This is a genomic window from bacterium, assembly GCA_021372535.1.
Taxonomy (GTDB): Bacteria; Latescibacterota; Latescibacteria; order Latescibacterales; family Latescibacteraceae; genus JAFGMP01.
The window spans coordinates 1-12,698 of record JAJFUH010000039.1 but is presented as its reverse complement, the minus strand read 5'-3'; the positions used below and the strand labels follow the sequence as shown (position 1 = coordinate 12,698).

The window sequence follows — 12,698 nt, the reverse complement described above, 5'->3', positions numbered from 1 at the left end:
ATAATCGGGAGCGATGTAATGAAAAAAAATATACTATTTCTGGTGCTCATGCTCGTGACTACGGGGCGGGTGGTCATGGCTGAAACCTACAGCCTGGAGGGCTATCTCGAAGCGGTCAGGAACCATAACAAGGACCTGAAGCTGGCAGCAAAAGACAGGGAGATGGCGACATTCGAGAAAAAGGAAGCTGTATCGGCCGCCCTGCCAAAAGTGGGAATCGAAACGGGGTACAATTACAACTTTACCGATTACTATATGTATTTCGACAAGTCCGCGCTGATGCCCGATGCATCGGGAGTCGCCAAGGCGCCCTTCAAAAGAGACAACGAGTACAGCGCCTCGGTCGCTCTGCAGCAGACCTTGTACAGTCCCATAGTGGGAAAGGCGATAGAAGCGGCTGACCAGTACCGGAATGTGACCGATTTCGTGTATGAAGCCTCCATTCAGAATGTGATGGCCGGGGCGAAAAAGCTGTTCTACCAGTGTCTCCTCATCGAAAAAGTCGTGGAAGTATCGCGGGCTTCGGAGATAAACGCCCACGATAACTATAGCGATATGAAGCTCAAATACGATAACGGGCAGGTTTCGCAGCTGGAGCTCCTTCTGGCCGAGACCCGCTGGAGAAACGCTGTCCCCGAAACCCTGAAAGCCGAGCGCAACCTGAGTCTCGCCCTTTATACACTCAAAAACCTCGCGGGAATAGACCTCGACCGGGAGATCGATCTCGCCGGCAAACTTGATGAGATTCCGGAACTGCCCGACAGTGTCACCGTCGATGCCGTGGTGGGTACACGGCCCGATTTTCAGGCGCTCGTATGGGAGGGACGGCTCCGCAAGACCGCGATGAACGCAGCCCACGATGCCTACAAGCCGACATTGACGGGCACGATTGCCTATACCTATTCGGGACAGTCCAACGAATTCAAGCTCGCCGAGGAAAATAAGTTCCTGTTCGCCGGGGTCAAGCTCTCGGTTCCGCTGTACACCGGCGGGGCAATCGACGCTAATGTTCAGAAAGCACGGGTGGAGCTTGACAAAACCACCGTAAAGATGGAAAAAACCCGTGAAACCATATCGATCGACCTGAAAAATATCTACCTGCGCATGCGGGAAGCGAAACTGCGGATGGAATCCGCCGAAGTAACCCGAAGCACGGCGGAAAAGGCGTTCATCATAGCGGAAACGACAACCCGTGAAGGACTGACGACTCAACTGCAGCTCAAGGACGCCCGTTTCGGTTTCGACCAGGCGGTCATCGGTTACTATGCAGCAGTGTACGATTACATGGCGGCATATTCAGACTGGGAGCTGACGGTCGGACGAATCGATACTGTCCGGTAACCGTCGGCAGCACCGGTCGCATTGTATGGTGAAACTGCCATACGAATGCTTGAATCATAAGAAAACGGAGACGAAAAGAACTTAATTTTTTGCGTAAAATCGAACATTCGTATAATATGTACGAATAGTCTATTCTCTCTATATACGTTTTTAGGGAAAGGAGGTGACAACATGCTGGAAGTCGAAGAAAAAGGGTGGTTCAAACGAAATCTCTTCAGAAACTGCCTCGCTGCGGGTATGCTTTCCGGCGGCCTGGCAGGCGGATTTGTCGGTAAAAGTTCCGGGGATGTTCTGTTCGCTACAATTATAGGTGTTTTTGGCGGATTCTTTATCGGTTTTCTTGTCGCCATGTTCATGAACGATTGACAGCATATAACCATACCGTCGGAGAAACGTGGTTCGTCGCCACTTTATGAAGGGAGGTGATGTGAATTACCAGTGAACGTGAAAATGGTTATGGCTGAACAGCGCTGTCCGGTAAAAGCCCTATTTACCAAATATTTCAAACTTTTATTACAATTTTAACCGGACACTGCTGATGGCTGAATAAAAAATTATTTCATTCTAAAGGAGTCGATCATGAAAAAGTTATTTTTTGTCGCACTGGTTGCCCTTACCCTTGTTCCGGCTGTGTATGCGCAGGACACAATCGGCATCGGTTGGGATAACGGGTACAGTATCAAGTTTCCCGCCGCCCCCGTATGTATTCAATTGACCGGAAAATTCGACAGCATTATTCCCGAAAACGACGACCTCGACACGGAAACAGACGCCGAGGTCGCGGTTTATGTCATGTATCCGGTCATGAAATACGACAAATCCAATTTCAATGCATTCGGAGGATTCGGCCTGATTCCCACGAACAAAACGACGACGGTCGGCTTAAAGTCCTACGACAAAGAGCTGGACTTCACAGTCAGGCTGGGCATCGAACCGGAAACGATGGTAACCGACCATATTGGCATTTCCGCGAAAGCCGGCCTCCAGATATATATGGATCAAGGCTATGACGGCATCGACGATTCGGGCTCGACCGATCTCGGTGCTTGGGGAAGCGTCGGCGTTCACTGGTATTTCTGATCAATTAATCTTAAGACGGCGCCTGCGGTCTGCGGATTCCACATTCCGCAGGCGCCCTGAAAATGGTTAAAAGAATTATGAATATGAAAAAAAATATACGGCGTCCGATAGGCTATATCATGGCAATAATCTATCTGTTTCGGGCTCATCCCACTGCAACAAGTTTTTGTATCGGAACGGTTGTTGTCCTGTTCGGCGAGACGATACGGTTTGTCAGCGCCGGAACGCTGAAAAAATACAAGGGGGTCGTTTCCCGTAACGGCATTTATGCGTTTTCCCGGAATCCCCTGTATATCGGTTCTTTTCTCCTGGGGGCAGGTTTCTGTATCATCGGTCGCGATGTTCTATTTTCCGTTTTGTTTGTGCTTGTTTTCATTCCGGTCTATCGCAGTGTCATCAAACGGGAGGAGGCGTTTCTTCTCAGTAATTATGGAGATGTATACCTCGATTATTTCCGGACGGTACCGCGTATTTTCCCGAAAAGAATCGATTTTCGGCTCATTCTGAGAGAAATGTCAAGCGCGAAATCATTCAATAACAAAGAGGGAAAAACCCTTGTCGGTATTGTATCGGTTCTCGTCTTTCTGATTGTGAAAACGATTTTCGGTCACGGTTTGCCGGGCTGATCCGGCAACACACTTAATGAGGACAAGATGAATTATTCCCGGGCCGGTATAATCCGCACCAGAATCAATCGTAGACTATCGACAGGATGGTTAACAAGCGCACTACAAACGGATGCAGTCGTGTCGCGGTGTACTGGCCGCATTTTAATTTCCCGGAGCGGGCAATAATGAAAAATCCCCTGAAAATTCTGCAAATCATCGTGCAGAACAAATTACGAAGCGGCGGGGCTATCCAGATGTTTCACCTCGCAAAGGAATTAAGCAGGAGGGGACATCGTGTGTGCGCCGTTTACAATAAAAAGGGGCTTATCGAAGAGGATTTCACCGTGTTCGATAATACGGGCATCGATCTTCGTTTCCTTGAGATGGGCAGGCTCGCTCCCACAACCCGGTCACTTTCCGCCGTTCTTTCGCTTCGGCGGCTTATCCGTGAATATGATTTTGATATTATTCATGCACACAAAGGAAACGCAGTCGATCTCGTTGTATGCGCCACTCTGGGAATGAACATGCCCATTGTCACCAACCGAGGTGTAAACATACCCCTGCATTTCTTTCAAAGTCTGAAATACCGGACACATAAAGTGAAAAAAATAATTGCCGTGTCTCAGGCAGTCAAAGAAGTCATGGTAAAAACCGGGCATATTTCTCTCGATAAAATAGCTGTCATATATGGCAGCGTCGACACCGATCGTTTCAATCCCGAAATATCCTCGTCACTCCGTGACGAACTCGCGCTTGACAACGATATCAGAATCATCGGATTTGTCGGAAATTCCCATCCCCGTAAAGGTCTTCGATATCTTCTCCGGTCATTCGAGAATCTCTGCCGAACATATGAAAATGTTGCACTGGTTCTTCTCGGCGTTTCTGAAAAAGATTTCATGAAGTATGAAACAGAAATTACCCGGAGAAACCGTGTTTTCCCGGTGGGTTTCAGGAAAGACGTCCCAAACTGTATGGCGTCGTTCGATGTATATGTTTTCCCGGGGATACGGGATGAAGGTCTGACCGGATCGCTCAGGGAAGCGGCTTGTATGGGGCTGCCCGTGATTACAACGGACGTTGCGGGTAACGGGGAACTGATCGTCGACGGGTATAACGGTCTTGTTATCCCGCCGGGAGATACCGATGCATTGACTGCGGCGCTCTCGTATATGCTTGAGAACCATGATGACGCGCGGACATTCGGTCAACGGGCGAGGGAATTCATCGTGACACACATGAGCAATTCAATCAGGGTCGATGCCGTAGAAAGCATCTATTATAACGTATTGCATTCTTAATTGAAAAGCACTGCCATGCAATCACTGAAGTTATATCTGCAATCGATCGATAAACCGAAGTTCCTGATAATCCGTCTGAAACCGATAGGCGATACTGTCCTGTTGTCACCCGTTTTCAGAAACATCAAGCGGTTATATCCGGATGCGATAATTGATATCATAATATATCCCGATGTATACGACATCATTAAAAACGATCCGAATTTACATAAAATAATTGTTTTAAAAAGAACTTTCTTCGACAAGATGTTTTTTTATACCAAATCCTTTTTCTCAAGATATAATGTCATTATCGATTACATCAACAATCCGACTTCATTCATGATTGCATTATCGACACGGTCCAAAGTAAGAATTGGAAACAACAAGAAGAGAAACTTCTTCTACGATTACCGTCTTCAGGATAAGAGCGCAACATACAGCGCCATACGATGCCTTAAGAAACTCGATATTATCGGGCTTGACTCGTTCGATGATTATTTCCCGGAAATTACGATTTCAAACGATGATCTGAAAGCAGCCGATACGTTTTATACCTCAATCGATAATCGTCGAAAATATATCGGAATATTCGCGTCCGCAAAATATCCTTCAAAAAAATATCCGGCTCACTTTTTTTCGGAGCTCGCCAGTTTGCTTGCGGAGTCAACATCATATAATATCCTGTTTCTGTTCGGAAAAGGTGATTACCCGACATATTATTCAGTTAAAAACTGTACTCAGTATGTCAACAGAATATTTTACCGTGAGCCGACCACCCGTCTGGGTGAACTGGGCGCGCTGCTGTCCGGAATTTCTTTTCTCATAACCGGGGATACCGGTCCCAAACATATTGCCACCGCACTGAATATTCCCACACTCACCGTGTTCGGCGCATCGGATGAAAAAAAATGGAATCCTCCCGATCTTCGTCGTTTTCCGGTAATCCGAAAGAAACTGTCATGCGCTCCCTGTAATAAAAATCATTGCCCTTATGCGACAACCTCCTGTATGAACGAACTATTGCCCCACGAAATATTCAAGGCATGCATGTCTTCGCTGTCGGAGCTCGATCTGCTGTGACCGAAAAATCCGGTTATTATATCATATATTGGCGCTTTGACAGCATCGATGGGGGGATTGGATGAATCCTCTCGCCCGAAAAAGAAAATCCCATGCAGTGTATTGGGGAACTGACACGAAAACGATTCGGGGATGGATGAAATTATCACGCGATGAAGTGATTTTACTGTCCGGGCTTAATCACGAGCTTCGCTTTCCTACTTCCGGAAAAGATCGGTCTGCTCGGGCAGAAGACCGGTATTTTTGGCAGAGGGATGAAGAATATTCCGGATACTTCCGGAAATCCACTCCGGGAAAATCACCCTCGTTCCGCTGACCTGAACTCCGGGTATGCGCGCAAGGCGTTCTCGTTTCGACTTTGACCGAATCGTCACCCTGCACATGTTTTTCCCGATTTTGATGAATTCCGAACCTGACAATTTATTCCTCCCGTATCATAAAATAACGCCGATTCACCATGAGGTCAAATGTAAATATCATGCGAGCCTTGTCTTTCATGATATTGGAGCATAAGCTTCTGTAAACATTCACCGTTTTCCATACCTTTATTTTTCCATAGTACAGTATCGCCGATACCTGTGGTGGTTCATGAATAAAAAAATTACCGGAGTTTCATCCTGTTTTTTTATATATTGAAAGCAACAACCCACTTTCATACAACGATACAGGAGGCGACGTCATGAATTGGAGTATTTCGAGACGGACATTTCTCGCGGGTTCGGCTGCGGTCGGCCTGGGCGCTGTTCAGGGAAACATGCCATCTCTTTGTCACGCGGAGGATGCGGCATTCAACAACAATCCCCTTTTCGGCCGTAACGATCCCTCAAAATACATGTCGGCACAATTCCCCCATGGCGGCGCCGGAACGGTCAGTTATATGGAGCTGACACCCCGTGACAAGTTCAAGACGCAGTTCCTGTTCCTGCACCGCGGCGTCCTCATGCCCAAAAGCGGGCTCGGCGAACACGTGCACCGTAGAATGGAGGAGATGTACATTATCCTGGATGGCTGCGCACAATACACGGTCAACGGCAGAACCGCCGCGATTCCCGCACCGGGGATGGCGCCCTGCCAGATGGGATCGTCACACGGCATCTATAACCACACCGACAAACCGGTGGAGTTCATGAATATCGGCGTCAGTTATGAAAACCGTACCTACGATGCCCTCGATTTTGCCAAGCAGAACGATCTCGCCGATGCAATCGTGGAATCGCCGCCGCCGTTCATCTGGACTGTGCTCGACAAGCGGCTTCTCGACCGGGTTCCAAGCTTCTACAACGGCAAAGGGGATATGTACCGGCGGGTTGTCATGCCGACCGAATGCTTCAGAACAAAATGGGGATTTGTCAACCACTACCTCCTCCCGCCGGGAAACTCGGTCGGATATCACCGCCACGAGGTCATGGAAGAGGTCTATTACATCCTGTCGGGCGAGGGACGGATGACTGTCGACGATGCCACATACAATGTCAAAGCCGGGGATGCCGCAACATGTCTCCTCCATGGGGCTCATGGTCTTTATAACAATTCCGGTAAAGACATGGAACTTCTCAGTATTGCGGTGCCGCTGGAAAAAGGGAAATATGACGGAACCCCGCTCGGTGATGATCTCACAAAACGGTAATTTTCCCCCGCTTGTTAAGTATTCTTCTTAAAGTACGGAACAATAGAGCGGATGTATCGTCTTATAGAGTGACCAGCGTTTTAAAAAACCTCATCGGAGCATGATTTGTTTTTACTCCGATAGTAATGATGGTTAATTCTGGTGACTGCAATAAGTTTATCTGAAAACGATTGGGGATAATCATGGTCAGCCGCAGAGATTTTCTTAAAACAGCTTCAGCAGTGAGCGGTCTTGGATTAACCGGTACTCTCTATGCTCTCGATTCACGGTATCAGGATTCGAGCGGTTTTTTCGGGGTTCATCCCTTCATTGAATCTCATCCGGAAGCGGTGTTCATCATGAAGACCACTGTCGATACCAAAACAAACTCGGATGCAAAACGTCTTGCCGGTGTCGATTTCGGAAGGAGTGTGTTAATCCCTAAAAGCGAAAGTGACGGCGGAATCCCTCTGACATACAATATTCCCATAAAGCCCAATCTCACCTGCAGAGGCAAGTGGATGAAAGGCTACACGACCGAAGGAACAATGGGCGTTGTGACCGACTCCTTTTTTGTCGAGGGTATTATCGAGAGCATGAAGGAGCTCGGCTTTTCGGGTAGTCAGTTTTTTATCCGGGAAGTCAACTGTTTCGAGGATTTTGCCGAAGGCGGCTACATCGATCTGGGCAAACGCACGGGCGCAGAAGTAAGGGACCTTGAGGCAAAAGTCGGCGAAATCAGCGCCAACAACCTCCAGTGGATGGATGTTCCGGAAGGGGTTTGGTTCACGAGGATACCCTATCTCTGGCCGATCAACGCTCCCGATTCGTTCCTCATCAACGTCGCGAAATTCAAGGCGCATGGCATGGGTCTTACCCTGTGCGCTAAAAATCTCCAGGGAACCATTGCTCACAATTACCAGGAGCACTGCACATCATTCGGTTCCAGCATGGACATGAGCAGCAGCCACAGGAATCCAAACGCGCAGACCGACATCAGAAACAATTATAACCGTCATGTCGCGGACGGTATTCCGCGGTGGGACAAGCCGGGGAACTCCACAAACGCCGGCCTCGGGATGGAGACATGGGCGAGCCGCTGTCTCGACAACAATTCGGTCACCAAACCGGGCATCCATATCATCGAGGGTATTTACGGCCGTGACGGTAACTTCGTGGAAGGCCCGAATCCCCAGGGGCTGGCAACCGATTACATGACCAACATCGTCATTTTCGGTAAAAATCCCTTTTACACGGATATTATCGGCCACTGGCTCGGAGGACATGAACCGGGCAATTTCGGCCTCTTCCACATGGCGATCGAACGCGGTCTTGCCGAGGTGCTCGATCCGATGCGGATTCCCGTCTATGAGTGGACTCCGGACGGCTCGGCAAAACTCACTCCGCTGACCGACTTCGAGCGTACCCCGCTCCTTACATATTATATTCAGCGCGATTACAACGGCCAGACCGAACCCCAGTGGCACCTTGTCAACGAGCCGTACGATTATGGCACGATAACGGATGTAAAAACCCCCGGAAAACCCGAAGTGTTCATTCTCGGCCAGAACTATCCGAACCCGTTCAATCCGAACACATCCATCGAGTTTGTTCTGCCCTCAAACGGATATGCCCGTCTCGAGATTTACAATACTTCAGGGCAGCTTGTGGATGTTCTCGCGAACGGTTACTATCAAGCCGGCTCGCACATGTCGGTCTGGAATACAGGCAACTACTCGTCGGGAACCTATTTTTACCGGCTGCTTTTCGGGGGATTTTCCGAAACGAAGCGGATGGTGCTGTTGAAGTAATCCCGGAGGTCAACTGCTCCCGGCATAGGGCCGGCAGCAGTTGACCTTATTTTTTGCACTTTAACAGTTGTTTACTTGGATAAGTTTTCATATATTTTGTATAATTATTCGTTATATTTACAGCAGGAAGGATGAGATAATGTTCAGTCGCAGAGATTTTATTAAAACAGCCTCGGCAGTCGGAGGAATTGGTCTTACCGGAACTGTCAGCACACTCGCAAAACGCTCTCAGGATTCAGCGGGTTTCTTCGGATTGCACCCTTTCGTCGAAAACCATCCTGAAGCGGTGTTCATTATGCGGACAGATGTGGATGTAAAGACCAACTCTGAAGCAAAACTGAAAGTCGGTCTTGATTTCGGCCGAAGCGTTATCGTTCCGAAGGCGGAAGAGGACGGCGGGATTCCGCTGACCCATAAAATAGCAATCAAGCCAAACCTGACATGCAGTTCCACCTCCAACAAGAATTATACGCTTGAATACGGAATGGGAATTATTACCGACCCCTATTTTGTCGAAGGTGTCATCGAGAGCATGAAAGAACTCGGTTTCTCGGGAAGCCAGTTTTACATGCGCGAGGCAAACTGCCCAGAAGATTTCGGGCCCCGGGGCTTCACGGCGATGGCAGAACGCACCGGCGCCGATCTTCTGGGAGGCGTGAGTTCATCGAGTTCGGCCGATTACCTTCAGTGGGTCGATACTCCCGAAGGTATGGCTTTCAGGAAAATACCCTATATCTGGCCGATAAACGCGCCCGACACATGGCTCCTCAATATCTCAAAATTCAAATCCCACGGCATGGGGCTGACTCTCGCCGCCAAGAACAATCAGGGAAGTATTGCACTCGGGTACTGCGGGTTCTGCGGTGCCATGAGCGGGCTTTTGCAACTGACCCACAAAAACCCGAATGCCAAGTCCGACATCACCGCAAGCTTCGAACGTCACCTTGCGGACGGCATCCCGCGCTGGGACAGACCGGGTACGACATGGAACAGCGGTCTCGGCATGGAAGTATGGGTTCAGCGTACGGTCGACAACCATTCGGTGACCAATACGGGATTGTGCATTATCGAGGGTATCTATGGCCGCGACGGCAACGGATTCCTGCTCGGCCCGAATCCGGAGGGGAACGAAAACAATCCAAACGGCGAGGCATGGGATTATATGACCAACGTCATCATTTTCGGAAAAAATCCCTTTTACACGGATATCATCGGCCACTGGCTCGGAGGTCACGAAGCCGGAAATATGGGACTTTTCCACATAGCCATGGAGCGCGGCCTTTCCGAAACGATCAATCCCCATGCCATCCCGGTCTATGAGTGGAAAAACGGGGAAGCGGTACTGACACCTCTGACCGATTTCGAACGGACGCCACTTAAAACGTACTACCTCCCGAGGGATTACAACGGCCAGGACGAACCGTACTATCATTTACTGAACGAGCCCTATGATTACGGCACGATTACAAGTGTCAAGGAGCAGACAAAACCCGAGGCGTTCGTTCTCAGCCAGAATTACCCGAATCCGTTCAATCCGAATACATCGATCGAGTTCTCGCTTCCGACCTACGGATACACCCGTCTCGAAATCTACAGCGCTTCGGGACAGCTCGTGGATGTGCTTGTGGACGGTTACCGTTCCGCCGGTTCGCACATGGCGGTGTGGAATACCTCCAGGCGGGCATCGGGAACATATTTATACCGTCTCACGTTCGGTGGCTTCTCCGAAACGAAGCGGATGGTATTGCTGAAGTAGATTTTATTACCCGGATATCTTTTCCGGAGCGCGGCATCTTCCATCGGGAGGATGCCGTGCTGAGTTACGGGAATTTCGTTTGACCGATCATCGATTCGCCCGTGTGAATCCCGGCAAAGAGAGAATCTCTGGTATAAACTATAATTCATACAGCTTTGCATAGTTGCGTTCAATGAAGTAATAAGAGTGTGCAATAGACCCTGAAATAAATTCAGGGTGACATGAGCGCCGTTATGCTGAACGTGTTTCAGCATCTTTTTTAAAAGCGTTGTGATAAACACCATATTATGTGATATACGCTGTCAAGGGTCGGCACGAAGTGCCGATTTACATGCCCTTGACAGCAACAAAACAACACATTTCGTCCCGGGGCTCGTGAAAAATATGCTTTTTCACAGCCCTCTTTGAGTCACAACGGTTAACAATGTTATCTGTTCGAATACAACTCAATCGGCGATTTATCTGCAAAAGGAGTTTTTCCATGAAGTCAGTAGCACAATGGGTGGTTCTGCTTTTTATGGGGGCTTGTTTTACCGGGTATTCCGGCGCACAGACATGGACATCGTACACAGCCGCCAACAGCGGCCTCGCCGCTAACGAGGTCCGGGCTATAGGCATCGATGCCACCAATGCCCGGTGGTTCGGCACCGTGAACGGTCTTTGCCGTTTCGACGGTTTAACATGGACGACATATACGGTCGATTTAAAGCTGGCCCATAACACCGTCAACGTAATCGCCGACGAGGTAACCTCGCACGGCCCCGAAATCTGGGTCGGAACCAACGGCGGCGTTTCGGTCATGGGTGTGGAGAAACCTGACGCCATAACTGTCGCGACACCCTATACCCCTGAGAACACGGGGCTTGCATCGCTGACAGTCTACTCGGCCGCTGTCGATACCGGCCACGTGAAATGGTTCGGCACCGACAAGGGCGTATCCACGTTCTCCGGCCAGGAATGGGCGACCCACACGGTCGAGGACATGCTCTCGAACAACACCGTCCTCTCCATAGCCGCTGCCGAGGACGGCTGGATATATCTCGGAACCAAGGGCGGCGGCGTGTCGCGCGTGGATGGTATCACCGCAGCATCGCCGTACGATATCGCCTGGAGCGGAATACCGTCCGACACAGTCTATGTCGCATACATCGCGATGAACGGCGACCAGTGGTTCGGCACCGACAAGGGCGTGTCGCGTCACCAGGGGCATGAGACAAAGAAGGACTGGACGACCTATTCCACCGAAGACGGCCTCGCCGACAATGTCGTCAAAGCCATCTCACAGGACAGGGACGGCGTCATGTGGTTCGGCACGATCAACGGAGTATCGCGGTTTGACGGCACGAGCTGGAAAACCTACACAGTCGCGGACGGCCTCGCATCGAACAAAGTGAACGCCATCGCGCTCGATCCTGACGGCGCCCTCTGGTTCGCTACGGATGGCGGCGTGTCGCGGTTCGGCGGCACCATATCGGCGGTCGATACACCGGATGAGCTTCCCACGCTCATCACCATCACCGGCGTGTATCCGAACCCGTTCAATCCCTCGACGACCATCGGCTTCACCCTGCCAGCACAGGGATATGTGACTGTCGACATCCGCAATCTCGCAGGCCAGAAAGTCCGGACGCTCGTCGCTCAAAGCATGAACGCCGGCGCGCACTCCACGGTCTGGGACGGGAAAGACGAAAGTGGCGCTGTGTCGGCTTCCGGTGTGTATATCGTCAGCATAAAGGCAGGAGCGATCACCGCATCGCAGCGTATGACACTCGTGCGGTAACAACACCGTAATAACGATCTGTCGGAAGAAAAAACAAAGCCCGTACGGCAAACTGCTGTGCGGGTTTTTTAATGCACCCCGCCACACTGCACCAACTCACCCCTTTGATTCCCCTCTCTAACCTTTAGAGAGGGGACACAGGAGTGATCCCCGAATTATTGCTCTGCGTGTATTTCCCCTTATGCCTTATGCCTTGTGCCTTGTGCGGATCAAATGAACTACCCCGCAGCAGAGCTGCGAGGTATCAAACTCTCACCCAAGGCCATCAAGAAATGAGAGTTGTGCATCATAGATTTGTTTGTACTGTTTACCTTGTTTTTCAACATAGTTGCGTATCACTTCTTCATTGC

11 protein-coding genes are annotated in these 12,698 nt (G+C 49.9%); 10 read left to right on the top strand and 1 reads right to left on the bottom strand.

Annotation, left to right across the window (positions count from 1 at the left end):
- The first annotated feature begins 18 nt into the window (after positions 1-18).
- The 6 genes from LLG96_04170 to LLG96_04145 all read left to right on the top strand — a co-directional run bounded on the left by LLG96_04170 (position 19) and on the right by LLG96_04145 (position 5,395).
- Positions 19-1,341 carry a TolC family protein gene (locus tag LLG96_04170; GenBank protein MCE5249397.1) on the top strand — a complete coding sequence of 441 codons (1,323 nt, stop codon included), beginning with the start codon at positions 19-21 and terminating at the stop codon, positions 1,339-1,341.
- Positions 1,342-1,512: 171 nt separating this feature from the next.
- Positions 1,513-1,707, top strand: a complete 195-nt coding sequence (locus tag LLG96_04165) for a hypothetical protein (protein ID MCE5249396.1) — start codon at positions 1,513-1,515, stop codon at positions 1,705-1,707.
- 213 nt (positions 1,708-1,920) lie between these two features.
- Positions 1,921-2,421 carry a hypothetical protein gene (locus tag LLG96_04160; GenBank protein MCE5249395.1) on the top strand — a complete coding sequence of 167 codons (501 nt, stop codon included), beginning with the start codon at positions 1,921-1,923 and terminating at the stop codon, positions 2,419-2,421.
- Between the two features lie 83 nt (positions 2,422-2,504).
- Positions 2,505-3,047, top strand: a complete 543-nt coding sequence (locus LLG96_04155; protein ID MCE5249394.1) for an isoprenylcysteine carboxylmethyltransferase family protein — start codon at positions 2,505-2,507, stop codon at positions 3,045-3,047.
- A gap of 167 nt (positions 3,048-3,214) precedes the next feature.
- Entirely contained in the window at positions 3,215-4,333 is a 1,119-nt protein-coding gene (locus LLG96_04150) for a glycosyltransferase family 4 protein (protein MCE5249393.1), read from the top strand.
- 15 nt (positions 4,334-4,348) lie between these two features.
- The gene (locus LLG96_04145) at positions 4,349-5,395 is read left to right on the top strand and encodes a glycosyltransferase family 9 protein (GenBank protein MCE5249392.1); all 1,047 of its coding nucleotides are present in this window, start codon (positions 4,349-4,351) and stop codon (positions 5,393-5,395) included.
- A gap of 197 nt (positions 5,396-5,592) precedes the next feature.
- On the opposite strand, the gene LLG96_04140 is transcribed toward LLG96_04145, so the two are convergent.
- A complete protein-coding gene (locus LLG96_04140; protein MCE5249391.1) occupies positions 5,593-5,814 on the bottom strand; it encodes a hypothetical protein in 222 nt (73 codons plus the stop codon).
- Positions 5,815-6,074: 260 nt separating this feature from the next.
- Here LLG96_04140 and LLG96_04135 point away from each other — a divergent pair, with 260 nt between their 5' ends.
- The 4 genes from LLG96_04135 (at position 6,075) to LLG96_04120 (ending at position 12,348) form a co-directional block, all read left to right on the top strand.
- The gene (locus LLG96_04135) at positions 6,075-7,022 is read left to right on the top strand and encodes a cupin domain-containing protein (GenBank protein MCE5249390.1); all 948 of its coding nucleotides are present in this window, start codon (positions 6,075-6,077) and stop codon (positions 7,020-7,022) included.
- A 182-nt stretch (positions 7,023-7,204) separates the two neighbouring features.
- Positions 7,205-8,812 carry a DUF362 domain-containing protein gene (locus LLG96_04130; protein ID MCE5249389.1) on the top strand — a complete coding sequence of 536 codons (1,608 nt, stop codon included), beginning with the start codon at positions 7,205-7,207 and terminating at the stop codon, positions 8,810-8,812.
- Between the two features lie 139 nt (positions 8,813-8,951).
- The gene (locus LLG96_04125; GenBank protein ID MCE5249388.1) at positions 8,952-10,568 is read left to right on the top strand and encodes a DUF362 domain-containing protein; all 1,617 of its coding nucleotides are present in this window, start codon (positions 8,952-8,954) and stop codon (positions 10,566-10,568) included.
- 481 nt (positions 10,569-11,049) lie between these two features.
- Positions 11,050-12,348 carry a T9SS type A sorting domain-containing protein gene (locus tag LLG96_04120; protein ID MCE5249387.1) on the top strand — a complete coding sequence of 433 codons (1,299 nt, stop codon included), beginning with the start codon at positions 11,050-11,052 and terminating at the stop codon, positions 12,346-12,348.
- Positions 12,349-12,698 lie beyond the last annotated feature (350 nt).